A 23,949-nucleotide genomic window follows, 5' to 3' on the forward strand; every position below is an offset into this window, starting at 1 on the left:
TCCTACAGGCGGGGCGTCTCGGTAACACAAGGATCGAGGGCTCGACAGATCGCTCGTGCCGGGACCGGTTGCAAAGGGGCGCGCCACAGCTATAGTCCGCGCCGGTTTGGACCGACGGGTCCGCAAGCAAATTCCGAGGCCTTTATGTTCGTGACTCCGGCCTATGCGCAAGGCGCAGGCGCAGGTGGCGGCGGTGAGATGTTGATTTCACTTCTGCCCTTCATCCTGATCTTCGTGATCATGTATTTTCTCATCATCCGTCCGCAGCGCCAGCAGGCGAAGAAGCGGGAAGAGATGCTGAAGGCGATCCGACGTGGCGACACGGTGGTGACCGGTGGCGGTCTCATCGGCAAGGTCACCAAAGTGATCGACGACAACGAGCTCGAAGTGCAGATTGCCGAAGGCGTGAAGGTGCGGGCGCAAAGAGGCCTCATTTATGAGGTTCGAGCAAAGGCCGAGCCGGTGAGCGGCTCAGCCGCCTGACACCAGGACCCGCCTTTTCATGCTCTATTTCGCTCGTTGGAAGATCGTCCTCATCGTCCTCGTCCTTGTGGCGGGGGTCATCGTGACGCTTCCCAATCTTTTTTCCGCCGCGACGGTGCAGGCGTGGCCGTCTTTCATGCCAAAGCGCCAGATCGTCCTCGGTCTCGATCTGCGGGGAGGCGCCCATCTGCTTTTGCAGGTGGAGCGCGATTCGTTGGTCAAAGATCGGCTTCAGACGCTGGTCGGCGATGTTCGGCAAACCTTGCGTGACGAACGCATCGGCTACCGCAATTTGCGTAGCCGCGGCGAAAGCGTGACGTTTACGTTGCGCGAACCGAGCGAAGCAGATCGCGTGATGCAGCTCCTGCGTCCGCTGACCAATCCCGTGCAATCGGGGCTCTTTGGACAGGGCTCCGTGAGCGAGGTGGAGGTTTCCCGGGACGGCGCGCAGGTGACACTGAACTTGACCGAGGCGGGGCTCGAAGAGCGCACCCGCTCCGCAGTCGAGCAGAGCCTCTCCGTTCTCGGGCGGCGTATCAACGCGCTTGGAACGACCGAGCCGACGATTCAGCGGGAAGGCAACGATCGCATTCTCGTCCAGGTTCCGGGTCTTGAAGACACGAGCCGGCTGAAGGAAATCCTCGGCCAGACGGCGAAGATGACGTTCCATCTGGAATGCCCGGAGGGCGATGTCGTCTCCGCGCAGCAAGGGCGTCCGCCCGCCGGATGTGAGATCGTCGAGCCGGCTGACCCCAATGACGGCCCGGTTCTCGTTGAATCGCGGGCACGGCTTTCCGGCGATGATCTCGTCGACGCACAGCCCGCATTCGATCAGCAGACGAATACGCCGATTGTCACCTTCCGCTTCAATTCCCGCGGCGGTTCGATTTTCGGACAGCTGACGCAGCAAAATGTCGGACGCCGCTTTGCTGTCGTCCTCGACAACAAATACATTACGGCCCCCGTCATCCGCTCGCCCATCCTCGGTGGTTCTGGACAGATCGAGGGCAATTTCACGGTCGAAAGCGCGCAAAACCTCGCCGTTCTGCTGCGGGCAGGCGCCCTTCCGGCCGACCTCACAATCGTCGAAGAGCGCACCGTCGGACCTAGCCTTGGCCGGGATTCTGTCGCTGCGGGCGAGATCGCCGCGTTGATCGGCACGGCCGGTGTCATCGTCTTTATGGTGCTCGTCTACGGTCTGTTCGGGGTCTTTGCGAATGTTGCCCTGATCTGCAACATCGTGCTCCTACTGGCGCTTTTGACGCTCCTGCAGGCGACGCTGACGCTTCCGGGTATCGCCGGCATCGTGCTGACCGTCGGTATGGCGGTCGATGCCAACGTGCTGATCTTCGAGCGAATACGCGAGGAAGCCAAACTGGGGCGGTCCGCGATCAACGCGATCGAGGCTGGTTTCAGTCGGGCGCTCGGTACGATCCTTGATGCCAACATCACGACCTTGATAGCAGCCTTTGCGCTTTTCGCCCTGGGCTCTGGGCCAATCCGTGGTTTCGCAGTCACCCTTGCCCTCGGCATCCTGACGACCGTCTTCACCGCCTTTGTTCTGACCCGTTTCATCGTCGCCATTTGGGTTCGCTCGCAGCGCCCCAAGACCGTGCCGATCTGAGTATCGCTATGCCATTCCGTATCGTTCCTGACGAAACGACGATTCCTTTCATGCGCTTTGCGCGCTGGGGCTTTCCCGCCTCAGTGGTCGCCATGGTGGCGTCGCTCGTCTTGTTTTTTGTCATCGGCCTCAATCTCGGCATCGATTTCAGGGGCGGTACCCTGATCGAGGTGCAAAGCCAGAGCGGGGCAGTCGACATCGGCGCGGTTCGGCAGACGCTGCAGCCGCTCGAGCTTGGCGATTTCGAGGTTCAGGGTTTCGGCTCTGGCAACGAGGCGATCATCCGCATCGCGACGCAGCCGGGGGGAGACGAGGCGCAGCAGGCGGCCGTGCAGAAGGTGCAGAACGCTCTTGGTTTCGACGCTTACAATTATCGTCGGGTCGAGGTCGTTGGGCCGCGTGTCTCTGGGGAGCTCGCGGAGACCGGGACGATCGCCGTTCTCGTGACGCTCGTCGGAGTGCTGCTTTATATTTGGTTCCGGTTCGAATGGCAGTTCGCCATCGGGGCCATCGCCTCGCTTCTCCACGACGTCATCTTGACGATCGGATTCTTCACGATCACCCAGATCGAGTTCAATCTGTCCTCGATCGCGGCGATTTTGACGATCGTCGGTTATTCGTTGAACGACACCGTGGTGATCTTCGACCGCGTGCGTGAAATGCTGCGGAAATTCAAGCAGACGCCGATCCGGGGCATCATCGATCTGTCGGTCAATCAGACCCTTTCTCGGACCTTGTTGACGTCTCTCACCACGCTGATCGCCCTTGCAGCCTTGTTCTTTTTCGGCGGAGCTGTCATCCGGTCGTTCACAGCCGCGATGATCTGGGGCGTCTTCATCGGCACCTATTCCACGGTCTTCATTGCCGCGCCGATGCTGATCTTCTTTAATCTGCGTCCTGAGAAGGTCGCCGCACCGGACGCCGCAAAGAAACCCGCGGCAAGCTGATGCCGGCCGGCGGAGACAGACAATCGGTGCCGCCTGAGGGCGGCCGTTTCCCCGGGCGTGCACCGGTCGATGCTTACGGGAATGGCGGTTTTCGGTTTGCCCGCATGTCGCATCGCGGGTCGATCCTGATGCTGCCTTCGGCGATCATCGGTTGGCATGTCACAAAGCCGGATGAGATCAGCCTCGAAGCACTTGAGCCAGCGCTTGCCGAAGCGTCTTCGATCGAGGTGCTTCTGATCGGGACGGGCCGCAATCTCGTTCCGCTCGATCCAAAAGTGAAATCGGATCTCGAAGCTGCCGGTGTGTGGCCGGAAGTGATGGCGACAGGCGCCGCCTCGCGGACCTACAACATCCTGCTTGCGGAAAAGCGGGCTGTTGCTGCGGCGCTGATTGCTGTCGACGATCCAGAATGAAACCCTAGCTCCGGCTCATGGCCGAGCCCGATCCCACCCTCGTTGAGCCCGTGCGCGAGCGCGATCTTCCGCGCTACTACTCGGTCTTGTTCGCGCCGCAGAATGTGCGTGAGGAACTCTTTTCGCTCTATGCCTTCGCAGTCGAGGCGGAAAAGGTTGCCGATGTCGTGCAAGAGGCGACTCTCGGAGAGATCCGTCTGACGTGGTGGCGCGATTCGCTCGACCTTGCGGTTGCGGGGCAGGCGAGCGGCTCTCCGATCGTCGATCGGCTCGCTTTGGCACTGCGCGAGCGAGGACTTTCCGCCGATGCCCTTGTGGCCCTCACGGAAGCGCGGCACGGCGACCTATACGCAGATCCTCCCGCAACGCTTGCCGATCTCGAAGGTCGGATGGGAGAGACGCAGTCGAGCCTCTTCCAGCTGGGCGGATTGTTTCTCGGGGGAGAGGCTGGCGAAATTGCCGAGGCTGCGGGGCATGCGGGCATCGCCTATGGGGTCGCCATGAGCCTTTGGGATGGCGCACGGGCGCGGGCGAGGGGGCGTCTCGTCATACCCTCTGAGCTTCTCCAGACGGTGGGTCTCTCCCCGCAGGAGGCTTATTCCGCCGAGGCGAAAGAGCTCGTCGCTCCAATCGGCGAGCTCGTCACTTTCGGGCGCATGCATCGAAGCCGCGCAGCGGCGGCGCTCAGGAACGTTCGGGGGCGCGCCCGCTCAGCGTTCTTGCCATTGCATGCGGCGGATGTCCTCCTCGCCCGAATTGCGCGCGATCCGACCAGATTTCTCGTTTCACCTCAGCCCATGCCGGCGCTCAGCGTGTTGAGCCGGATGGTGTTTGCCGGTTTCGGCATGGGCCGCTGAACGATCTGAGGTTGGCAGAAAGCCTCTTCGGCTCTCAGGCTGCCTTGCGCAATTCGTTCGCTGCAAGCCACGTCGCGAAATCGGCAAGTGCACGTGCGGCGAGCGCACGCTTGCGTGCCACGCCTCGCTCTTTGCCCTTCATTTTGCGCCCGTCCTCGCCTTTCACGGGCGCCGCGATCTCGGGGAAAAGGCCGAAATTGACGTTCATCGGCTGGAAGTCGCCATTCTCCTTATCCACGAGATTGCGGCCGGTAATGTGTGCGAGGAGCGCTCCGTGGGCCGTCGTGTCTGGGGGCAGGGCCGGTTGATCTCCCAGCGCTTCGGCGGCAGCGAAGCGGCCGGCGAGAAGCCCGATGGATGCCGATTCGACATAGCCTTCGCAGCCTGTGATTTGGCCGGCGAAACGGATATGGGGCTGTACCTTCAGGCGCATCGTTTCGTCGAGGATTTTCGGCGAACGTAGGAACGTGTTGCGGTGAATGCCGCCGAGACGGGCGAATTCGGCATTTTCCAGGGCCGGGATCATGCGGAGAATGCGTGTCTGTTCGCCGTATTTCATCTTGGTCTGGAAGCCGACCATGTTGAACAATGTGCCCTGCTTGTTGTCCTGGCGGAGTTGCACCACGGCCCAGGGTTTTTCCTCCGGACGGTGCCGGTTGGTAAGGCCGACTGGCTTCATCGGACCCCATCGCAGCGTTTCGGCTCCGCGCGCGGCCATGACCTCGATCGGAAGGCAGCCTTCGAAATAGGCCGTATCCTTCTCCCATTCCCGAAAATCGGCGGTCTCGGCCTGAAGAAGGGCCGCGATGAAGGCCTCGTACTGTGCGCGGTCCATCGGACAGTTCAGGTAGGCCGCCGTGTCGCCGCCAGGTCCGGGTTTGTCATAGCGCGACTGCATCCAGGCGATATCCATGTTGATGCTGTCACGATGGATGATCGGCGCAATGGCGTCGAAAAAGGCAAGCTGGTCTTCGCCCGTCGCCTGACGGATCGCGGTTGCAAGCGCTCCGCTCGTCAAAGGGCCGGTGGCGATGATGGTCGGCTGGTCCGAACTTGGAAGCGAGGAAATTTCGCCGCGCTCGATGTGGATCAAAGGATGGTCGGCAATGGCCTGTGTCACGGCTTCGGAGAAACCGTTGCGGTCGACGGCAAGCGCCGATCCGGCGGGCAATTGATGGCGGTCGGCCGCCCGCATGATGAGCGAATTGGCCGCCCGCATCTCTGCGTGGAGAACACCGACCGCGTTGCTTGTCGCATCGTCGGAGCGGAACGAGTTCGAACAGACGAGCTCGGCGAGGCCGTCGCTTTTATGCGCTGGCGTCTCGACCTCGGGCCGCATTTCGTGCAGCACGACGGCAATGCCTGCTTCGGCGATCTGCCAGGCGGCTTCGCAGCCGGCAAGGCCGCCGCCGATGACATGGATGGGTCTCGTCATTTCGTGTCTCTTAGCTTTTGCTGCATCGTTCGTTGCGAGGCGGAACCATCTCGCATGCAACGCATCACGCCCGCGCATGTTGACGCTTGCCAGCGAGATCGCAAGGGGAGAGGCAGGGTGCCTGCGCGAATCCATATGATGCTTGCCAGGCAGCGCAACAACAGCCGTCGAAGGCGACAAAACGGGGATTGAGATGGCGGGAAGCTCGAAAAAGGCGATTTATGCGGCGCTTGTCGGAAACCTAGCGATTGCGATAACGAAGTTCGGTGCCGCCGCCTATACAGGCTCCTCGGCGATGTTGTCGGAAGGCATCCATTCGGTTGTCGATACCGGCAATCAAGGGCTTCTGTTGTACGGGATGAAACGGGCATCTCGTCCAGCGGATCGTGCGCATCCCTTCGGCTACAGCGCGGAGATCTATTTCTGGGCCTTCGTGGTGGCGATCCTGATCTTTGCGGTTGGCGCTGGCGTCTCCGTCTATGAGGGCGTGCACAAGATCACCGACGCTAACGAGATTACGTCTCCGTTCGTCAATTACATCGTTCTGACGCTGGCGATCGTGTTCGAAGGTGTGTCATGGACCGTTGCCTACCGCGAGTTTCGTCGCCAGAGGAACGAAGGGCACAATTTTTTCGAAGCCGTTCGCCACTCCAAGGATCCCACTGTTTTCACGGTCCTTTACGAAGATACCGCCGCCCTGCTCGGTCTCGTCGTCGCGTTGATCGGCGTGTTCCTCGCCAGTTATCTCGGCCTTGCCTGGTTGGACGGTGCCGCCTCGATCGGGATCGGCATTATTCTTGGGACGACCGCAGTGCTCCTGGCGATCGAAACCAAGGGCCTTCTCATCGGCGAATCGGCAGCACCGGAGACGGTCGCCGCGGTGCGCGAGATCGTCGAAGCGGAGGAAGGCGTCAGCGCACTGAACGAGCTCAGGACATTGCATCGGGGGCCCAACGACATCTTGCTGGCGCTCTCAGTCGATTTTGAGGACGATATGCCGGCCGGGCGCGTTGAAGCCGCCATCACGCGGTTGGAAAAGGCGATCAAGGCGCGCATTCCCACGATCCGCCGCCTTTTCATCGAGGTGCAATCTGCGGGCGATCACAAAATCGCGGTGGAAGAAGAACTGCGGGCCGTCAACGCGTCGGCTTCCAACTAGCTCGAGGAGCGGCCGGATGCGACAGAATAGCGAGACTACCTTAGAATTGATCTAAGTCAAAAGTAGCCCATCCCGCACTGCTAGAGTTGGCCCGCGACCTGAGGCAGCGATCTGGGTCGCGGGCCTTGAACGCCAAAAGCCACGAGCCGACCCGATGGTCGCCGGTTGCGCTCGCCTTGACGTCTCATCTCCCGTGACTCTCTCGCAAATGAATGGAGAGCGCGATGACACGTTTGCTGGTCTCGCTCCTACTTACGGCCGGGCTAGGCACTGCGGCCTATGCTGCGGACGACCAGAAATTGATGGAAGACGCCAACGGATTTTTCGATCCGATTCCGACGATGGTGCAGGCGCCCGAAAACAACGCCATCACCCGCGAAAAGGTCGAGCTCGGCAAGATGCTGTATTTCGATCCGCGGCTGTCTTCTTCTCACCTTCTGAGCTGCAACACCTGCCACAATCTCGGCCTCGCCGGGACAGATCTGCAGCCAACCTCTGTCGGACACGGCTGGCAGCGCGGTCCCCGCAACGCGCCGACCGTCCTCAATTCCGTCTTCAACATCGCCCAGTTCTGGGACGGACGGGCGGCCGACCTGAAAGCGCAAGCCGTCGGGCCGATGCAGGCAGCGGTGGAGATGAACTCCACTCCCGATGAGGTGGTCGCGGTCCTGAACAGTATGCCCGAGTACAAGGATCGCTTCGACGTCGTGTTTTCCGGCGACGAGGATCCGATCACTCTCGACAACGTCGCAAAGGCGATCGAGGCCTTCGAAGTGACGCTGGTGACACCCGCTTCCCGCTTCGATCAATTCCTGGACGGCAACACGAATGCCCTGAACGACAAGGAGAAGCACGGTCTCTCATTGTTCATGGAAAAGGGCTGCGTGTCCTGCCATTCCGGCGTGAATGTCGGCGGTCAGGATTATTTCCCGTTCGGTGTCGTGGAGAAGCCAGGTGCCGACATTCTGCCACCGGACGACAAAGGCCGCTTTGCGGTGACGCACACGGCGACGGATGAGTATGTCTTCCGAGCCGGCACATTGCGGAATATCGCGCTGACGGCGCCTTATTTCCACAGTGGCCAAGTGTGGAGCCTGCGTCAGGCGGTGCAGGTGATGGCGACGGCCCAGCTTGGAACGGAGCTCACCGAGGAGGAAGTCGATTCCATGGTGGCGTTCCTGCACACCCTCACGGGCGAGCAGCCGCAGGTCGATTATCCGATTCTGCCGGCCAGCACGGCCGATACCCCGCGTCCGGTGCTGACCATTCCGGGACAGGAAAACAACTGAGCTAAAGGTTTTCCGAAAAGCCTCCCCCGGCAGATGAGCGAAGGGCCGCGTGAGCGGCCCTTCATTTTGTCTGCCGTGTCTCTTCCCGCCAGACTTCAGAACGGGATTTCGTCGTCCAGGTCGTCCTTGAAGGAGCCGCGGCCGCCTTCCATCGGACCGGACGAGCCGAAGTCCGAGCGGCCACCACGGTCGGAGGAGGGGGCGTCATAGCTGCCGCCACCGCTGCCTCCGCCGCGCGTGTCGAGCATGGTGAGGGCCGAATTGAAGCCCTGCAACACGACCTCGGTCGTGAAACGCTTCTGGCCCGACTGATCATCCCATTCGCGCGTTTGCAGCTGGCCTTCGAGATAAACCTTGGAGCCCTTGCGCAGATATTGCTCGGCGATTTTTGCCAGCCCCTCGTTGAAGATGACGACGCGGTGCCATTCGGTGCGCTCGCGCCGCTCTCCGGAATTGCGGTCGCGCCAGCTCTCCGAGGTCGCGATGCGCAGATTGACCACCGGACGACCGTCGTTCAGACGCCGGATTTCGGGATCGGCCCCGAGATTGCCGATCAAGATGACTTTGTTGACGCTGCCGGCCATGAAATTCTCCCTGGTTTCTGGAGCCGCCGAGAGCGGCCAAAGGTTGCCCCTTTTCACTCAAGCGCCGCCGGACTGTAAACGGGCCCTTGCAAACACGCTTGTCGCCGCTGGGCGTTCACTGTATGTTCCATATGGACGTCGTGCAAGATCCACGAACGAGGGGGCAGGCGTATGGAACAGAGAATGAGTGTCGTGACGCTGGGCGTCGCGGACTTGTCGCGAGCACGGCAATTTTACGAGGATGGGCTCGGCTGGCAACGTGCGAATGCCCACGAGGAAGTGGTATTTTATGATCTGAACGGCTTTGTCCTGGCGCTCTATCCGAGGACGTCGCTGGCGGCAGATGCCAAAGTCGACCCGGACGGAGACGGCTTTTCGGGCGTCACGCTCGCCTTCAATGCGAGAAGCCGCGAGGAGGTCGATGTCGTCTTGAAGGAGGTGGAGGCGGCAGGAGGCGAGATCGTCAAAACGGCCGAAGAAGTCTTCTGGGGCGGCTATTCGGGTTATTTTGCCGATCCTGATGGGCATTTGTGGGAAGTCGCCCACAACCCGTTTTGGTCAATCGACGCGGAAGGGCGCGTCCATCTCGGTGAATGACTGGGATCGAAGAGCGGGTATGGCGCGAAGCGGGAAGGACGGGGTTTTTCCATCACGCCCGCTGCACTAAATAAGCATCGGGCAAGCCTGCCCGCATCACCATCATCCGGAACGGCCATGACGGATCCGCAAAAGACGCTCTCCGTGCGGGGCGCGCGCGAACACAATCTCAAAAACGTCGATCTCGATCTGCCGCGCGACAGTCTGATCGTGATGACGGGCCTTTCTGGCTCCGGCAAATCCTCGCTCGCATTCGATACCATCTATGCCGAGGGGCAGCGGCGCTATGTCGAGTCGTTGTCGGCTTATGCGCGCCAGTTTCTGGAGATGATGCAAAAGCCCGACGTCGACCAGATCGACGGCCTGTCACCGGCAATTTCCATCGAGCAGAAGACGACGTCGCGCAATCCCCGCTCCACCGTCGGCACGGTGACGGAGATCTACGATTATATGCGGCTGCTGTTTGCCCGCGTCGGTGTTCCCTATTCGCCGGCGACGGGCTTGCCGATCGAAAGCCAGACGGTCAGCCAGATGGTCGATCGTATTCTGGCTTTGCCGGACGGTACGCGACTTTATCTGCTCGCACCGGTCGTGCGTGGCCGCAAGGGCGAGTTCCGCAAGGATCTCGCCGAGTATATGAAGCGCGGTTTTCAGCGCGCGCGGATCGATGGAACCTTCTACGAGATCGCCGAGGCGCCGGCGCTCGACAAGAAGCTGAAGCACGACGTCGACATCGTCGTCGATCGCGTCGTCGTCCGCGCGGATGCCGGGAGCCGGTTGGCCGATTCTCTGGAGACGGCGCTGCGGCTTGCCGATGGAATCGCCGTCGCCGAGTTCGCGGATATGGGCGAAGGCGGCAAGCCGTCGGCACCGATTGTCTTTTCCGAAAAATTCGCCTGTCCCGTTTCCGGGTTCACGATCCCCGAGATCGAACCGCGGCTGTTTTCGTTCAACAATCCCTTCGGCGCCTGCCCGACCTGCGACGGCCTCGGATCTGAACTGCGCATCGATCCCGATCTTGTGGTGCCCGATCCGCGCTTGAGCCTGCGCAAGGGGGCGATCCACCCCTGGGCGAAATCGAGCTCGCCTTACTATCTGCAGACGCTCGAGGGGCTCGCCCAGCATTACGGCTTCAGCCTGACGGTTCCGTTCGAGGAGCTTCTTGAGGACGCGCGCCAAGCCATCTTGTATGGGACGGGCAAGGAGAAGGTTGCGCTCGTCTACGATGATGGGCTTAGAAAATATCAGGCGAAGAAGACCTTCGAAGGCATCATCCCCAATCTGGAGCGGCGCTGGAAGGAGACCGATTCTGCGTGGATGCGCGAGGAGATCGGCAAATACATGTCCTCGACGCCATGCGCCGCCTGCAACGGCCTGCGGCTGAAGCCGGAAGCGCTCGCGGTGAAGATCGCGAGCCTCAACATCGGCGAGGTCTCGCATTTTTCGATCCGCGAGGCGAACCGCTGGTTCACGGAATTGCCGGAAAAGCTGAGCGGAAAGCAGAATGAGATCGCGCTGCGCATTCTCAAGGAAATTCGCGAGCGGCTTCGCTTTCTCGACGATGTTGGGCTCGATTATCTGACCTTGGCGCGCAATTCGGGCTCCTTGTCGGGTGGCGAGAGCCAGCGCATTCGGCTTGCCTCACAGATCGGATCGGGCCTGACCGGCGTCCTCTATGTGCTGGACGAGCCGTCGATCGGTCTGCATCAGCGCGACAATGCCAGGCTTCTGGAGACGCTCAAGCATTTGCGCGACCTCGGCAACACCGTCATCGTCGTCGAGCATGACGAGGATGCGATCATGGCGGCCGACCATGTCGTCGATGTGGGACCCGGCGCGGGCATCCATGGCGGTGAGGTGGTGGCGGAAGGAACGCCTGGCGATGTCATGGCAAGTCCGGCTTCGCTTACGGGCCAGTACCTTTCTGGGGCGCGCGCGATCGAGGTTCCGCAGACACGCCGCAAGGCCTCCAAAAAGCGCTGGCTGAAGCTCTCCGGCGCCACGGGCAACAATCTCAAGGATGTCACGGCGAAAATCCCGCTCGGCACGTTCACCTGCGTGACCGGTGTCTCGGGTGGCGGCAAGTCGACGCTCCTCATCGACACGCTCTATAAATCGGTGGCGCGCCGCCTCAACGGTGCGCGCGAACAGGCCGCCCCGCATGCGGACCTTGCCGGGCTCGAGCATCTCGACAAGGTGATCGACATCGATCAATCGCCGATCGGACGCACGCCGCGTTCCAATCCTGCGACCTATACGGGCGCGTTCACCCCCATTCGCGAATGGTTTGCAGGTCTGCCGGAGGCGAAGGCGCGTGGCTATCAGCCGGGCCGTTTCTCCTTCAACGTCAAGGGGGGACGCTGCGAGGCCTGCCAAGGCGACGGTGTCGTCAAGATCGAGATGCACTTCCTGCCCGACGTCTATGTCACCTGCGACGTCTGTCACGGCAAACGTTACAACCGCGAGACTTTGGAAGTTACGTTCAAGGAGAAGTCTATCGCCGATGTCCTCGACATGACCGTCGAAGAAGGCGTCGGCTTCTTCCAGGCAATCCCCGCGGTGCGCGACAAGCTGAAGACGCTCGCGCGTGTGGGCCTCGGCTATGTGCGGATTGGCCAACAGGCGACGACGCTTTCGGGCGGCGAAGCGCAGCGCGTGAAGCTTGCGAAGGAATTGTCGAAGCGTGCAACCGGACGCACGCTCTATATCCTCGATGAGCCGACCACGGGTCTGCATTTCCACGATGTGGCGAAGCTTCTGGAGGTGCTGCACGAACTGGTCGAACAGGGAAATACGGTGGCGGTGATCGAGCACAATCTCGATGTCATCAAGACGGCGGATTACATCATCGATCTCGGGCCGGAAGGCGGAGATGGCGGCGGCGAAATCGTGGTCGCCGGTACGCCGGAAGACGTGGTGGCGGAGCCGCGGAGCTACACAGGGCAGTTTCTGAAGCCGATTTTGGAACGTGGTATGCGGCGCTCCGAAGCGGCGGAATAGAGCGGTCGCTCGCGCGGCATGCGATGCCCCGGTCCGCAGGTATTTTGATGTTCCGCCGAAGACCATCCGGCCCGGAGGTGCTGCTCGTTCATCCGGGCGGCCCGTTCTGGGCGAAGAAGGATGACGGTGCCTGGTCGATCCCCAAAGGTCTGCGAGAAGAAGGAGAGGCTGCGGAGGTGGCCGCCCGACGCGAGTTTTACGAGGAAACGGGATGCGTGCCGGATGTTGATCTCATCCTGCTCGGGGAGTTCAGACAGGCGGGTGGCAAGCGTGTCGAGGCCTTCGCGTTGGAGGGGGATTTCGACCTCGGCGGGTTCAAGAGCAACCTCTTCGAAATGGAATGGCCGCCGCATTCGGGTAAGCGCCGGGTCTTTCCCGAGGCAGATCGGGCAGGGTGGTTTTCCATCGAGGCGGCGCGAAGCAAGATCCTCAAGAGCCAGCAGCCGATCCTCGGCGCCTTGGAAGAGGTGATTTGAGAGGTTCGCCCGGACTCCGGAGGCATGAGTGCCACGTTCAGGCACCGCGGCGATCACGGGGATGTGGCGGATCATGGACTTGTCTCAGAGCCCGCTCTGTCGCCCTGGCGCGTTGCGCAGCCATGACGCCGCGCCCATGATGGACAAGCGCATTGCCAGTAGGGCGGCGAGGGGGAATCGCTTTGGCCGAAAGACGAGAGAGGGGATTGCCCGATAAGCCACGGCGAGGCGCCTCTTCAGAGAGCGGCCCGCAGGGGCTTCGCCGCTTTCTGACGCAGCTTTACGAGGGCGATAGCCGCCGATCCCACCATTTTCGTGCTGGGCTTTTGATCTTCGACTGCGCGACCCTGCTCTTCGTCGTCCTCACATCCTTCGTGACTTACTCGAGATTCCTCATCTGGACGGACTTCGTCCTCGGCCTTGTCATCCTCGCCGACTTTCTGGCGCGGCTTTTCGTCAGTCGCCGCCGCCTGGCCGATCTCGCGAGCCCGACAACCTGGGCGGACGTCGCGGCGATCGTCTCGTTTCTCCTGCCCCTCGCTGATGAAGGGGCTGGCTTCCTAAGGGTGCTTAGAACCCTGCGACTTTTGCGCACGTATCATGTGCTGATGCGCTTTCGAGGACGCAGTCGCTTCTTCCGGCACAATGAGGAAGCGATCATCGCGCTCGCCAATCTCGCTGTGTTTCTCTTTGTCATGACGGGCATCGTCTACGAGACCCAACACCGGCAGAACCCGGAAATCAGCAACTATGTCGATGCGCTCTATTTCACCGTCACCGCATTGACGACCACAGGTTTTGGCGACATCACGCTCGGCGGAACGGGCGGGCGGCTCATTGCCGTCGTGATCATGATTTTTGGGGTCACGCTGTTCCTGCGCCTCGTGCAGGTGATCCTACGCCCCCGCAAGATCCGTTTCACGTGCCCAAGCTGTGGGCTGCAACGCCACGAGGTCGATGCGGTTCATTGCAAGGCCTGCGGAGAGCTCCTCAACATCCCGGATGAGGGGCGTTTTTGAGCGCATTCCCGCCCCAAACGGAAACTGCCTCTTACGCAGGCGGTGACCGTTACAAAATTGCGGCAACTGCCTTCCTTTTCGGCATTCCAGCCATGCGATTTGTGCACTGCAAAACTGCTCCCGGTATCGCTATATCCGCCTCGTCAAACACTAGATAAAACATTCCGAGGTTCATTATGGGCACGTCCTCCAAGGGCCTGCTTGGTCGCTTCCGCCGCTGGCGCCGCTATCAGCGCACTCTGAAGGAGCTGCAGGGGCTCTCCGTTCGTGAGCTGCACGATATCGGCATCACTCCGGGCGAAATCCGCCGCGTGGCGCGCGAAGCCACGTTCTGATTTTCGGCCTCCGAGGCCAGGTTTTGGGTTGAAGACCGCCGGCGAGCAATCGCCGGCGGTTTTCGTTTGTGGAGCGGTTCCGTCGCAGCCCTAGCGCGAGGCGAACCATTGCTTGAGCGGCATGATCACGGGCGGCTCGGCGTTGGCGTTGGGCCAGGAATCGATCGACCAGCGTTGCTTCGACTGGGTGTCGATCACAACGGCGGTGGCGTGGGGATAGCGGCCGTCGAGGAAGAATCCCCTGGCGACCGGTTCGGCCACGGTGTGATATCTGAGCGCCCCGTGCTCCTGCAGGAAAATCAGCAGGCTCGTCGTGTTGGTCGCCTCGTCGATACAGTCCATTTGGCTGGGATCCCCGCCGCCGACCTTCTCAAAGCCGCCCAAATCGCCTGATGTGCCGATCTTGTGTCCGACGTTCTCCTCGAAAATCTGCACGGCTTTGGAGATTGAACGGCGCTCCTCCTGCGCATTGGAGACGTCCCGGAAAGGCCGTGAGAGTTTGCTGATCTCCTTCGGTGAAAACCGCACCGGCGTCGTCAGGAGGCAGCTGAAGGCGTGGCAGACATAGATCTTATCCCCCTTTGGGGGCTGGGCCTTGCGGGCCTCGTACCAGCGCGTCCGCATCGCGGCGGAATCGCTCGTGCAGCCGGCGATGGTGACGCCGGCGAGCACAAGAAACAGGATCGTCCACCGCCACATACCGGGCAGTTTAGGTGAGCCGGCGCAATCAGAAAAGGCCGGAACTCGTATCCGGGTATGTCGTTGAATCATCGAAGAGACGGGCAAGCTCGTCGAAATATCCAACGATATTCAAGGAGTTGAGACATGCACAATATCACCGGAAAGAAAGTAGCCATCCTCGCAACGAACGGCTTCGAGCAGTCCGAGCTTGAGGTGCCGCTGAAGCAGCTGCGTGAGGCGGGTGCCGAAGTCCATGTGGTTTCTCCGCAGGAGGGCTCCATCAAGGGCTGGGATAAGGACAATTGGGGCGGCGAAGTCCCTGTCGACCGGAAGCTCGATGAGGTGAGCGCCAACGATTACGACGCGCTCGTTCTGCCGGGCGGCCAGATCAATCCCGACCTGCTGCGTGTGGAAGAGAAGGCGTTGTCTCTCATCCGTGCGTTCTATGAGCAGAAGAAGCCGATCGGCGCCATCTGTCACGCGCCTTGGCTGCTTGTCGAGACGGGTGTCGCCAAGGGGCGTGACATGACGAGCTACAAGTCGATCAAGACCGACGTGATGAACGCCGGTGCCAATTGGCACGACAAGGAAGTTGTCGTGGATCAGGGTATCGTCACCAGCCGTAACCCCGGTGATCTCGACGCGTTCTGTGCGAAGGTGGCTGAAGAAATCGCCGAGGGACGGCATACGCAGCGTCAGGCTGCGTAGGGGCGGCTCGCCTCGCAAGACAGCCTCGTCAGAGGAGATGGAAGGCCGGCGTTACGCCGGCCTTTTCTTTTGAGCTCAAAGAGCGCGCTGATGCGCATCCAGGAATGCGAGCACACCGTCGGCCACATATTGGACTGCGAGCGCCGCCAGAATGACGCCGAGAAGCCGCGTGATCACGATACGCCCGGTCTCGCCTATCAGCTTCTCGATGCGTTCTGCGAGCGAGAGGACGAAGAAGGTGAGCCCCAGAATGGCGAAAATGACCAGGATGAGCTCTGCCATGCCCACAAATCCCGGATTCTTGCCCGCGACGAGGATCGTCGCGGAGATGGCGCCGGGGCCGGCTATGAGCGGAATGGCCAGGGGGAAGACGGCGATGTGGCCGATATCTTCCGAGGTGAGGACGCGTGTTGCGCTGCGCTCGTGGCGTTCCTGGCGTTTTTCGAAGATCATCTCGAACGCGATGACGAAGAGAAGAATGCCGCCTGCGATCCGGAATGCGGGCAGCGTGATGCCGAAGACCGTCAGGATTGCTGATCCGGCGAGTGCGAAGATCACCAGAATGGGAAGTGCGATCAACGTCGCCCGCAACGCCACTTGTTGACGCTGGTCACGGTTCATTCCCGCCGTCAGTGCCAGGAAGAGTGGCGCCAATCCGGCGGGATCGATGGTGACGAAAAGCGTGACGAAAGCGGTAACGAGCTGTTCCATGCGCGAGCTCCTATCACTCCCTTGATAAGGGAGAAATGCCTGCGGCGGAGATCCCCTGAAAAGCCACGGCTTCGCGCCTGTCATCGTCGTTCCGGCCGGCTTTTGCGGGCGGAATCGCGGCTTTGGCGGAGCTCCGCGCAACGAAACTGTCAGACAGCTTTATAAGTCTTTGATTTGATTAATGTATTACTCTCGCCCTCGACTTGGCTTATCGGCCGATTCCAGCTAGAAAGAGGGCCACACATCACAGCATTCGATTCTTTCCTTGACTGACGCCAAGACTCCTTCCGACGGACGCCGCGGCGGCGACATCCGTTCCATCTCCATCACAGATGAGATGCGCACCTCGTATCTCGATTACGCGATGAGCGTGATCGTCAGTCGTGCGCTGCCTGACGTTCGCGACGGCCTGAAGCCCGTTCACCGCCGCATTCTCCATTCGATGAACGAAATGGGGATCGCCTCGAACCGAGCCTACCGCAAATGCGCGGGCGTTGTCGGTGAGGTGATGGGTAACTATCACCCGCACGGCGACCAGGCGATTTACGATGCGCTCGTGCGCATGGCGCAGGATTTTTCGATGCGCCTGCCGCTCGTCGACGGGCAGGGCAATTTCGGTTCGCTTGATGGCGACCCTGCCGCGGCGATGCGGTACACGGAATGCCGCCTGGCGAAGCCGGCGGAATCGATGCTGCAGGACATCGACAAGAATACCGTCGATTTCCAGGAGAACTATGATGGGCGCAAGCAGGAGCCCGTCGTTCTCCCCGCGCGCTTCCCGAACATCCTCGTCAATGGCGCAGGCGGCATTGCCGTCGGCATGGCGACGAACATTCCCCCGCACAATCTCGGCGAAGTGATCGATGGTTGCGTCGCTCTGATCGACGACCCCACGGTCTCCGATCTCGATCTCATGGATCTCATTCCCGGTCCGGATTTTCCGACGGGTGGTGTCATCCTGGGGCGGGCGGGCATTCGCTCGGCCTACGAAACGGGCCGCGGCTCGATCGTCATGCGCGGCAAGGTGGCTGTCGAGACGGGGGCGCGAGATCGCGAAGCGATCATCATCTCCGAGGTGCCTTATCAGGTGAATAAGGCGGCGATGATCGAAAAGATCGCCGAGCTCGTGCGAGAGAAGCGGCTTGAGGGCATCTCCGACATCCGCGACGAATCCGATCGGCAGGGCGTGCGCGTCGTCATCGAGGTGAAGCGCGACGCGGTGGCCGATGTCGTCCTCAACCAGCTTTATCGCTTCACGCCGCTTCAGACGACGTTCGGCGGGAATTTCGTGGCGCTCAACGGTGGACGCCCCGAGCAGCTTGGCCTCAGGGACATCCTGTCGAGCTTCATCTCGTTCCGCGAGGAGGTGGTCGGTCGCCGGACCAAGTTCCTGCTCGGCAAGGCGCGTGATCGCGCCCATGTCCTCGTCGGTCTCGCCATCGCAGTGGCGAATATCGATGAGGTGATTGCACTGATCCGGGCCGCGCCCGATCCGCAGACTGCGCGTGAGCAGCTGATGGCAAAGGCGTGGCCTGCCAAGGATGTCGCGCCTCTTGTGCGTTTGATCGCCGATCCGCGCCACATGGTTCTCGAAGATGGGACCGTGCGCCTTTCGGAAGAGCAGGCGCGTGCCATCCTCGAGCTGCGCCTGCAGCGCCTGACTGCGCTCGGCCGCGACGAGATCGCTGACGAACTGAATAAGCTCGCGGTTGAGATCAAAGAATATCTCGAGATTCTGGCTTCGCGGGCGCGGATCCTCGGCATCGTCAAAGACGAGCTGACGGCGGTGAAGGAAGAATTCGCAACGCCCCGTCGGACGGTGATCGAAGAGGGCGGCGGCGATCTCGAAGACGAGGATCTGATTCAGCGTGAAGACATGGTCGTCACCGTGTCCCATGCCGGCTACATCAAGCGCGTTCCGCTCGCCACCTATCGGGCTCAGCGCCGCGGCGGCAAGGGACGGTCGGGCATGTCCTTCCGCGAGGAGGATTTCGTCAATCGCCTCTTCGTGGCCAATACTCACACGGCCGTGCTGTTTTTCTCCTCACGCGGCATCGTCTACAAGCTCAAGGTCTGGCGTCTGCCGCTTGCCGCACCGCAGGCGCGCGGCAAGGCGCTCGTGAATATCCTCCCGCTGGAAGACGGCGAGACGATCACGACGATCCTGCCGCTGCCCGATGACGACAAGGAGTTCGAGCGGCTGGATCTGATGTTCGCTACGACGGGCGGAACGGTGCGGCGAAATTCGCTTGCCGATTTCGTCAACATCAATCGCAATGGCAAGATTGCCATGAAGCTCGAAGACGGCGATGCGATCGCGGGCGTCTGGACATGCTCCGAAGACGATGACGTCATGCTGACGACGGCTTTCGGGCAATCGGTCCGCTTCCCTGTGACGGATGTGCGTGTCTTTGCCGGACGCTCGTCCGTCGGCGTGCGCGGGATCCGGCTCGGCAAGGGTGATCGCGTCATCTCCATGTCGATCCTGCGTCACTTCGAGGCGACGCCGGAGGAGCGCAGCGCTTACCTGAAGATGCGGCGCGCCGTCGCCGGAGAGGCCGACAACGGCGATGCCGGAGACGTCATCGAGGAGGGAGACGAGGTCGAGGTGGAAGCCGGGGCCTTGTCGTCTGAGCGCTACGCCGAGATGAGCGCTGCAGAGGAGTTCATCCTCACCGTTTCCGAACATGGCTACGGCAAGCAGACGTCGTCGCACGAATATCGGATCTCCGGACGTGGCGGCAAAGGCATCATTGGCATGGTCGTGAACGAGCGGAACGGGCCGCTTGTGGCGTCTTTCCCCGTGGAGGAAGGTGACCAGATCATGCTCGTCACCGATCGCGGCCAGCTCATCCGTGTGCCGGTCGCCGGCATTCGCATCACCGGACGCGCGGCGCAGGGCGTTATTGTCTTTTCCACCGCGAAGGACGAAAAAGTGGTGTCCGTCGAGCGGATCACGGAGGCGAGCGCGCAGGACGAGCTCAACGGAAATGGAGAAGGTGGCGAAGAGGATGCCCCTGAATCCGATCCGCAGAACGACGACAGCGGTGGATCCGAGGGGGAGCCGCCAACGGAATAGAGGGCGAGGGGGCAGATGATCGATCTTGCAAGCTGGCTGACATATCTTGCGGCGTGCATTGCCGTTGTGATTGTTCCTGGACCGACGGTGACGGTCATTATCGCCAATTCCATGCGCCACGGCGCCCGGGCTGGCCTGATGAACGTCGCTGGTACGCAAGCGGGCATCGCGGTGATGGTCGCGATCCTCGCCTTCGGATTTTCGGCGATCGTCGCGCTCTTGGGAGAGGCGTTCTTCTGGCTTAAGCTTCTCGGGGCCGCTTACCTCATCTGGCTTGGGATCAAGCTCTGGCGTTCCGATGGAACGCTCGGAAATGCCGATGCCGCCAAGGCCACACGCAATTGGTTCTGGCAGGGTTTTATCGTCATCTGGTCGAACCCGAAGGCTTTGTTCTTCTTCGGCGCCCTTATTCCGCAGTTCATCGATCCGACCGGCTCGGCGGTGATGCAGACGCTTCTGCTTGGCGGCACCTTCATGGTGGTGGCGACATGCCTCGATAGCATGTACGCAATCGCCGCCGGGCGGACAGGCCTGCTTTTGTCCAGGCGCAACGTCCGACTCGTGGAGATCTTCGGCGGAACATGTCTGGTCGGAGGCGGCCTTTGGATGGCGTTGAGCCGCCGGTGAAGCGTTTCGAACCGACATCCCACACATTGCGGTTCGCCGCAGGTGACGCTAAGCGGGCCCAATGATTCGCACTGCACTCTACCCGGGCTCATTCGACCCGCTGACGAACGGCCATATCGATATCCTTCAGGCGGCCTTTGGGCTGGTCGATCGGGTGATCGTCGCGGTCGGACGGCATCCGACGAAGTCTGGCCTGCTGGACATCGACAAGCGTATTGCGCTCATCGAAGAAGTCGCGGGTCCGCTGGCGGAAAGCAGCGAGGTCACGCTCGAGGTGCTGAGCTTCGACAATCTCGTTGTTGACCTTGCCCAGGAGGTCGGTGCCACCATCCTGATCCGCGGTCTGCGCGACGGGACGGATCTCGATTACGAGATGCAGATGGTCGGTATGAACCGCACCATGGCGCATTGGCTGCAGACAGTTTTCGTGCCGGCGAGCCCGCACCACCGTCATATCACGGCCACGCTCGTGCGTCAGATCGCGGCCATGGGCGGCGATATCGGGCCCTTCGTGCCGGCTTCGGCTGCAGATGCCGTGCGTGTGGCACTCGCCGAACGCTGAACGATTGCACCGCCTGCGGGTTCAGATCTCAAGGAAGGACATTTTCATGCTGAAATGGCTGGCCACGCTCGCCTTTGCCGTCACCTGCACGCTTTCGCAGCCCGTGCTCGCGCAATCGGCGGATGCCGAGAACACGCTTTTGATGCAGTTGAAAGACGGTACCGTCAGCATTCACCTGCGCCCGGATCTCGCGCCGAACCATGCCGAGCGCCTGAAGACGCTCACGCGTCAGGGCTTCTATGACGGCGTGCCGTTTCACCGTGTGATCGACGGCTTCATGGCGCAAACGGGTGATCCGACCGGCACCGGGATGGGGGGATCGGATCTGCCAGACCTCAAGGCGGAGTTTTCGGATGAGCCTTTCGTGCGCGGCGTCGTCGGCATGGCGCGCTCCAGCAATCCTGACAGCGCCAATTCGCAGTTCTTCATCATGTTCGCGCCGGCACCGAGCCTCGACGGCAAGTACACCGTCGTGGGTGAAGTCACCGATGGCATGGACCTCGTCGACAATATCAAGAAGGGAAGTTCCAGTGCCAATGGCAAGGTGGACAACCCCGACAAGATCATCAGCATGAAGGTTGCCGCAGACCAATAGGCACCTTACCCGAGACCTCCAAATCAGGGAGATTCGAATGGCCGCCCAACCCGAAGACACACTCATCATGGAAACCAGCAAAGGGCAGGTGACCATCGCCATGCGCCCGGACCTGGCGCCCAACCATGTGGCGCGGATCAAGGAGCTCGTGCGCGACGGCTTCTATGACGGTGTGAAATTCCACCGCGTCATCGACGGCTTTATGGCTCAGACCGGCTGCCCCAACGGCAACGGCACGGGTGGATCCGGCAAGAAGCTCAAAGCGGAATTCTCGTCGGAGAAGCACACGCGCGGTACCGTCTCGATGGCGCGCGCTATGGATCCCAATTCCGGCGACAGCCAGTTCTTCATCTGCTTTGCCGAGGCCCCGTGGCTCGATCGCCAGTACACCGTCTGGGGCGAAGTGGTGGACGGCATGGATGTCGTCGACCAGATCAACAAGGGCGAGCCGCCGCGGCAGCCTGACACCGTCCAGTCGATCAAGGTCGCTGCGGACGCCTGATGATTTGGCGGCGGTCTCTCTCCGCCGCCTCTTTCCCATGCGTATCGATGCTTTCGATTTCGAGTTGCCGGAAGAGCGGATCGCGCTTCGTCCGGCGCGGCCGCGCGATTCCGCGCGGCTTCTCGTCGTGCCCACTGAAGGGCCTTTCCGCGATCTCCACGTCTTCGACCTTCCTAAATTGTTGGAGCCCGGCGATCTTCTCGTCTTGAACGATACGGCCGTCATTCCGGCGCGGCTTGCCGGGCGTCGTCTGCCGCGCACGCAAGATGGGCAGGCGATCCGCGTCGAAGCGACCCTCATCGAGCGGCTGGACGAGTCGCATTGGATGGCGCTCGCCAAACCGGGCCGAAAGCTAAAGCCGGGTGACATTCTGCGTTTCGGTGGCGAGGGCGAGACCTGTCTTGCCGGAAGCCTCGATGCGCGCGTTGTCGAAAAAGGCGAGGCCGGGGCGATTACGCTCGGCTTCTCTCTTTCCGGCCCCGTTCTCGATGAAGCCATCCACGGCCAGGGGGCTATGCCGCTCCCGCCCTATATCGCGTCGCGCCGTCAGGCCGACGCGGCTGATCTGGAAGATTATCAGACGGTCTATGCGGCGAAGGAGGGGGCGGTCGCTGCGCCGACGGCGGGTCTGCATTTCACCGAAGATCTTTTTGCCACTCTCGCCGAAAAGGGCATCGAGCGCCGCCTCGTGACGCTGCATGTTGGGGCGGGCACGTTTCTGCCGGTGAAAAGCGACGAGACGGATGACCACGTCATGCACGAAGAGTGGGGCGAGGTGAGCGAGGAGACCGCCGAGGCCGTTAACGAGACGCGCAAGCGCGGCGGGCGTGTTGTCGCGATCGGGACGACGGCCTTGCGTATCCTGGAAAGCGCCGGCGACGAAAATGGTCTCCTGCACCCATTCTCCGGCAAGACCGGGATCTTTATCACGCCCGGCTATCGCTTCCGCATCATCGACCGGCTTTTCACGAATTTCCACCTGCCGCGCTCGACGCTGTTCATGCTCGTCTCTGCGTTTTCAGGCCTCGATCGTATGAAGGCCGCTTACGCGCATGCGATCGAAGACGAATATCGTTTCTATTCCTACGGCGATGCCTCGCTGCTCGAACCCGCGACGCCCTCCATCAGGCCCAAATGACCGAATTCTCGTTCACTCTTCAGGCGCGCGACGGCAATGCCCGTCGCGGCGTGATCTCTATGCCGCGCGGCCTCATCCGCACGCCCGCCTTCATGCCGGTGGGAACACAGGCCACCGTGAAGGCCATGTATCCCGAACAGGTGAGGGAGCTTGGGGCGGATATCGTCCTCGGCAACACCTATCACCTGATGTTGCGTCCGGGCGCGGAGCGCGTTGCACGTTTGGGAGGCCTGCATTCCTTCATGCGGTGGCCGCATCCGATCCTGACGGATTCCGGTGGCTTTCAGGTCATGTCGCTCGCACAGCTGACGAAGCTCGACGAGGACGGCGTCACGTTCAAATCGCATGTCGACGGATCGACCCATCGTCTCACGCCGGAACGCTCCGTCGAGATTCAGGGGCTCCTTGGCGCCGATATCACCATGCAGCTCGATGAATGTCTGAAACTGCCGGCGGAATATTCCGAGGTCGAGCGGGCGATGGAATTGTCGCTGCGCTGGGGCGAACGCTCGAAGGCCGCGTTCGGGGGCGAGCCCGGACGAGCGCTTTTCGGCATCGTGCAGGGCGGCGACCAGGCTAACTTGCGACTGCGTTCGGCCGAGGGGCTGCGGCAGATCGGTTTTCATGGCTATGCGGTCGGGGGCCTTGCCGTCGGCGAACCACAGGCGGTTATGCTGGAAATTCTCGAGGAGACGGTGCCTGCATTGCCGGATGGCGCACCTCGTTATTTGATGGGGGTTGGGACGCCCGAGGATATCTTGCTGTCGATTGCGCGTGGCATCGACATGTTTGATTGCGTGATGCCGACCCGCGCCGGCAGGCACGGCCAGGGCTTCACGCGCTACGGGCGCCTCAATATGCGCAATGCGAAGCATGCGGAGGATTTGCGGCCGCTCGATCCTTCGAGCGATTGCCCGGCCGCGCGCGATTATTCACGCGCCTATCTGCATCATCTCTTCCGCACGCAGGAGACGCTTGGAGCGATGCTCCTGACGTGGTCGAATCTCGCCTATTACCAGACGCTCATGAAAGAAGCCCGGCACGCCATCAGCGAAGGGCGCTACACGGACTACGTGGCGGAGGTTCGTGAAAACTGGGAGCGGGGAGAGCCGTAAGCGGCAACCCTAT

24 protein-coding genes are annotated in these 23,949 nt (G+C 61.4%); 20 read left to right on the plus strand and 4 right to left on the minus strand.

Annotated features, from left to right (window positions below):
• Nucleotides 1-144: 144 nt before the first annotated feature.
• The 5 genes from yajC to J2R99_RS14730 are packed head-to-tail and all read left to right on the plus strand — an operon-like array spanning nucleotide 145 to nucleotide 4,324.
• Entirely contained in the window at nucleotides 145-483 is a 339-nt protein-coding gene (gene yajC, locus J2R99_RS14710; RefSeq protein ID WP_092816151.1) for a preprotein translocase subunit YajC, read from the plus strand.
• A gap of 19 nt (nucleotides 484-502) precedes the next feature.
• Complete coding sequence (gene secD, locus J2R99_RS14715; RefSeq protein ID WP_307155154.1) at nucleotides 503-2,107, plus strand: protein translocase subunit SecD; 1,605 nt, start codon at nucleotides 503-505, stop codon at nucleotides 2,105-2,107.
• An 8-nt stretch (nucleotides 2,108-2,115) separates the two neighbouring features.
• Nucleotides 2,116-3,054, plus strand: a complete 939-nt coding sequence (gene secF / locus J2R99_RS14720; protein ID WP_307155155.1) for a protein translocase subunit SecF — start codon at nucleotides 2,116-2,118, stop codon at nucleotides 3,052-3,054.
• Complete coding sequence (locus J2R99_RS14725) at nucleotides 3,054-3,467, plus strand: Mth938-like domain-containing protein (RefSeq protein ID WP_307155156.1); 414 nt, start codon at nucleotides 3,054-3,056, stop codon at nucleotides 3,465-3,467. The genes secF and J2R99_RS14725 overlap by 1 nt, the downstream gene beginning before the upstream one ends.
• Before the next feature lie 17 nt (nucleotides 3,468-3,484).
• Nucleotides 3,485-4,324 (plus strand): phytoene/squalene synthase family protein, encoded by an 840-nt coding sequence (locus J2R99_RS14730; RefSeq protein WP_307155157.1) that lies wholly within the window; start codon nucleotides 3,485-3,487, stop codon nucleotides 4,322-4,324.
• 34 nt (nucleotides 4,325-4,358) lie between these two features.
• On the opposite strand, the gene trmFO is transcribed toward J2R99_RS14730, so the two are convergent.
• On the minus strand, nucleotides 4,359-5,759 hold the full coding sequence (gene trmFO, locus J2R99_RS14735) for a methylenetetrahydrofolate--tRNA-(uracil(54)-C(5))-methyltransferase (FADH(2)-oxidizing) TrmFO (RefSeq protein WP_307155158.1): 1,401 nt from the start codon (nucleotides 5,757-5,759) through the stop codon (nucleotides 4,359-4,361).
• A gap of 193 nt (nucleotides 5,760-5,952) precedes the next feature.
• On the opposite strand from trmFO, the gene J2R99_RS14740 reads away from it, so the two are divergent.
• Together J2R99_RS14740 and J2R99_RS14745 are read left to right on the plus strand one after the other, a co-directional pair.
• Nucleotides 5,953-6,918: a cation diffusion facilitator family transporter gene (locus J2R99_RS14740; RefSeq protein WP_307155159.1), complete on the plus strand. Its 966-nt coding sequence runs from the start codon at nucleotides 5,953-5,955 to the stop codon at nucleotides 6,916-6,918.
• A 224-nt stretch (nucleotides 6,919-7,142) separates the two neighbouring features.
• Entirely contained in the window at nucleotides 7,143-8,207 is a 1,065-nt protein-coding gene (locus J2R99_RS14745; RefSeq protein ID WP_307155160.1) for a cytochrome-c peroxidase, read from the plus strand.
• Between the two features lie 95 nt (nucleotides 8,208-8,302).
• Here the strand turns inward: J2R99_RS14745 and J2R99_RS14750 are convergent, their stop codons facing one another.
• Nucleotides 8,303-8,791: a single-stranded DNA-binding protein gene (locus J2R99_RS14750; RefSeq protein WP_307155161.1), complete on the minus strand. Its 489-nt coding sequence runs from the start codon at nucleotides 8,789-8,791 to the stop codon at nucleotides 8,303-8,305.
• Nucleotides 8,792-8,974: 183 nt separating this feature from the next.
• On the opposite strand from J2R99_RS14750, the gene J2R99_RS14755 reads away from it, so the two are divergent.
• From J2R99_RS14755 to J2R99_RS14775, 5 genes are all read left to right on the plus strand, one after another.
• A complete protein-coding gene (locus J2R99_RS14755) occupies nucleotides 8,975-9,388 on the plus strand; it encodes a VOC family protein (RefSeq protein WP_307155162.1) in 414 nt (137 codons plus the stop codon).
• Nucleotides 9,389-9,505: 117 nt separating this feature from the next.
• Nucleotides 9,506-12,388 (plus strand): excinuclease ABC subunit UvrA, encoded by a 2,883-nt coding sequence (gene uvrA / locus J2R99_RS14760; protein ID WP_307155163.1) that lies wholly within the window; start codon nucleotides 9,506-9,508, stop codon nucleotides 12,386-12,388.
• A gap of 23 nt (nucleotides 12,389-12,411) precedes the next feature.
• Entirely contained in the window at nucleotides 12,412-12,864 is a 453-nt protein-coding gene (locus J2R99_RS14765) for an NUDIX hydrolase (protein WP_307155164.1), read from the plus strand.
• A 269-nt stretch (nucleotides 12,865-13,133) separates the two neighbouring features.
• The gene (locus tag J2R99_RS14770; protein WP_307155731.1) at nucleotides 13,134-13,883 is read left to right on the plus strand and encodes a potassium channel family protein; all 750 of its coding nucleotides are present in this window, start codon (nucleotides 13,134-13,136) and stop codon (nucleotides 13,881-13,883) included.
• Between the two features lie 176 nt (nucleotides 13,884-14,059).
• Entirely contained in the window at nucleotides 14,060-14,218 is a 159-nt protein-coding gene (locus J2R99_RS14775; RefSeq protein ID WP_092816670.1) for a DUF1127 domain-containing protein, read from the plus strand.
• A gap of 90 nt (nucleotides 14,219-14,308) precedes the next feature.
• Here the strand turns inward: J2R99_RS14775 and J2R99_RS14780 are convergent, their stop codons facing one another.
• The gene (locus tag J2R99_RS14780) at nucleotides 14,309-14,917 is read right to left on the minus strand and encodes a hypothetical protein (RefSeq protein WP_307155165.1); all 609 of its coding nucleotides are present in this window, start codon (nucleotides 14,915-14,917) and stop codon (nucleotides 14,309-14,311) included.
• Nucleotides 14,918-15,043: 126 nt separating this feature from the next.
• On the opposite strand from J2R99_RS14780, the gene J2R99_RS14785 reads away from it, so the two are divergent.
• Entirely contained in the window at nucleotides 15,044-15,607 is a 564-nt protein-coding gene (locus J2R99_RS14785) for a type 1 glutamine amidotransferase domain-containing protein (protein WP_307155166.1), read from the plus strand.
• Between the two features lie 75 nt (nucleotides 15,608-15,682).
• Here J2R99_RS14785 and J2R99_RS14790 read toward each other — a convergent pair whose 3' ends face one another.
• Nucleotides 15,683-16,318: a MarC family protein gene (locus J2R99_RS14790; protein WP_307155167.1), complete on the minus strand. Its 636-nt coding sequence runs from the start codon at nucleotides 16,316-16,318 to the stop codon at nucleotides 15,683-15,685.
• A gap of 265 nt (nucleotides 16,319-16,583) precedes the next feature.
• On the opposite strand from J2R99_RS14790, the gene gyrA reads away from it, so the two are divergent.
• The 7 genes from gyrA to tgt all read left to right on the plus strand — a co-directional run bounded on the left by gyrA (nucleotide 16,584) and on the right by tgt (nucleotide 23,936).
• Nucleotides 16,584-19,397 (plus strand): DNA gyrase subunit A, encoded by a 2,814-nt coding sequence (gyrA, locus tag J2R99_RS14795; protein WP_307155168.1) that lies wholly within the window; start codon nucleotides 16,584-16,586, stop codon nucleotides 19,395-19,397.
• A 15-nt stretch (nucleotides 19,398-19,412) separates the two neighbouring features.
• The gene (locus tag J2R99_RS14800) at nucleotides 19,413-20,024 is read left to right on the plus strand and encodes a LysE family translocator (RefSeq protein ID WP_307155169.1); all 612 of its coding nucleotides are present in this window, start codon (nucleotides 19,413-19,415) and stop codon (nucleotides 20,022-20,024) included.
• Nucleotides 20,025-20,085: 61 nt separating this feature from the next.
• Nucleotides 20,086-20,586, plus strand: coding sequence for a pantetheine-phosphate adenylyltransferase (gene coaD / locus J2R99_RS14805; RefSeq protein ID WP_307155170.1), 501 nt, complete (start codon nucleotides 20,086-20,088; stop codon nucleotides 20,584-20,586).
• A 46-nt stretch (nucleotides 20,587-20,632) separates the two neighbouring features.
• Nucleotides 20,633-21,181 carry a peptidylprolyl isomerase gene (locus J2R99_RS14810; RefSeq protein WP_307155171.1) on the plus strand — a complete coding sequence of 183 codons (549 nt, stop codon included), beginning with the start codon at nucleotides 20,633-20,635 and terminating at the stop codon, nucleotides 21,179-21,181.
• Between the two features lie 37 nt (nucleotides 21,182-21,218).
• On the plus strand, nucleotides 21,219-21,683 hold the full coding sequence (locus tag J2R99_RS14815) for a peptidylprolyl isomerase (protein WP_307155172.1): 465 nt from the start codon (nucleotides 21,219-21,221) through the stop codon (nucleotides 21,681-21,683).
• Nucleotides 21,684-21,720: 37 nt separating this feature from the next.
• Entirely contained in the window at nucleotides 21,721-22,821 is a 1,101-nt protein-coding gene (gene queA, locus J2R99_RS14820) for a tRNA preQ1(34) S-adenosylmethionine ribosyltransferase-isomerase QueA (protein WP_307155173.1), read from the plus strand.
• On the plus strand, nucleotides 22,818-23,936 hold the full coding sequence (gene tgt, locus J2R99_RS14825; RefSeq protein WP_307155174.1) for a tRNA guanosine(34) transglycosylase Tgt: 1,119 nt from the start codon (nucleotides 22,818-22,820) through the stop codon (nucleotides 23,934-23,936). Before queA ends, tgt begins: the two co-directional genes overlap by 4 nt.
• The last annotated feature ends 13 nt before the right edge of the window (nucleotides 23,937-23,949 follow it).

This window comes from Rhodopseudomonas julia, from assembly GCF_030813515.1.
GTDB classification, from domain to species: Bacteria; Pseudomonadota; Alphaproteobacteria; order Rhizobiales; family Afifellaceae; genus Afifella; species Afifella julia.

Excerpts from the sequence above, each read along its gene's own strand:
- yajC (WP_092816151.1), top strand. The coding sequence starts at position 145 with ATGTTCGTGACTCCGGCCTATGCGCAAGGCGCAGGCGCAGGTGGCGGC.
- secD (WP_307155154.1), top strand. The coding sequence starts at position 503 with ATGCTCTATTTCGCTCGTTGGAAGATCGTCCTCATCGTCCTCGTCCTT.
- secF (WP_307155155.1), top strand. The coding sequence starts at position 2,116 with ATGCCATTCCGTATCGTTCCTGACGAAACGACGATTCCTTTCATGCGC.
- J2R99_RS14725 (WP_307155156.1), top strand. The coding sequence starts at position 3,054 with ATGCCGGCCGGCGGAGACAGACAATCGGTGCCGCCTGAGGGCGGCCGT.
- J2R99_RS14730 (WP_307155157.1), top strand. The coding sequence starts at position 3,485 with ATGGCCGAGCCCGATCCCACCCTCGTTGAGCCCGTGCGCGAGCGCGAT.
- trmFO (WP_307155158.1), bottom strand. The coding sequence starts at position 5,759 with ATGACGAGACCCATCCATGTCATCGGCGGCGGCCTTGCCGGCTGCGAA.
- J2R99_RS14740 (WP_307155159.1), top strand. The coding sequence starts at position 5,953 with ATGGCGGGAAGCTCGAAAAAGGCGATTTATGCGGCGCTTGTCGGAAAC.
- J2R99_RS14745 (WP_307155160.1), top strand. The coding sequence starts at position 7,143 with ATGACACGTTTGCTGGTCTCGCTCCTACTTACGGCCGGGCTAGGCACT.
- J2R99_RS14750 (WP_307155161.1), bottom strand. The coding sequence starts at position 8,791 with ATGGCCGGCAGCGTCAACAAAGTCATCTTGATCGGCAATCTCGGGGCC.
- J2R99_RS14755 (WP_307155162.1), top strand. The coding sequence starts at position 8,975 with ATGAGTGTCGTGACGCTGGGCGTCGCGGACTTGTCGCGAGCACGGCAA.
- uvrA (WP_307155163.1), top strand. The coding sequence starts at position 9,506 with ATGACGGATCCGCAAAAGACGCTCTCCGTGCGGGGCGCGCGCGAACAC.
- J2R99_RS14765 (WP_307155164.1), top strand. The coding sequence starts at position 12,412 with ATGCCCCGGTCCGCAGGTATTTTGATGTTCCGCCGAAGACCATCCGGC.
- J2R99_RS14775 (WP_092816670.1), top strand. The coding sequence starts at position 14,060 with ATGGGCACGTCCTCCAAGGGCCTGCTTGGTCGCTTCCGCCGCTGGCGC.
- J2R99_RS14780 (WP_307155165.1), bottom strand. The coding sequence starts at position 14,917 with ATGTGGCGGTGGACGATCCTGTTTCTTGTGCTCGCCGGCGTCACCATC.
- J2R99_RS14785 (WP_307155166.1), top strand. The coding sequence starts at position 15,044 with ATGCACAATATCACCGGAAAGAAAGTAGCCATCCTCGCAACGAACGGC.
- J2R99_RS14790 (WP_307155167.1), bottom strand. The coding sequence starts at position 16,318 with ATGGAACAGCTCGTTACCGCTTTCGTCACGCTTTTCGTCACCATCGAT.
- J2R99_RS14800 (WP_307155169.1), top strand. The coding sequence starts at position 19,413 with ATGATCGATCTTGCAAGCTGGCTGACATATCTTGCGGCGTGCATTGCC.
- coaD (WP_307155170.1), top strand. The coding sequence starts at position 20,086 with ATGATTCGCACTGCACTCTACCCGGGCTCATTCGACCCGCTGACGAAC.
- J2R99_RS14810 (WP_307155171.1), top strand. The coding sequence starts at position 20,633 with ATGCTGAAATGGCTGGCCACGCTCGCCTTTGCCGTCACCTGCACGCTT.
- J2R99_RS14815 (WP_307155172.1), top strand. The coding sequence starts at position 21,219 with ATGGCCGCCCAACCCGAAGACACACTCATCATGGAAACCAGCAAAGGG.
- queA (WP_307155173.1), top strand. The coding sequence starts at position 21,721 with ATGCGTATCGATGCTTTCGATTTCGAGTTGCCGGAAGAGCGGATCGCG.
- tgt (WP_307155174.1), top strand. The coding sequence starts at position 22,818 with ATGACCGAATTCTCGTTCACTCTTCAGGCGCGCGACGGCAATGCCCGT.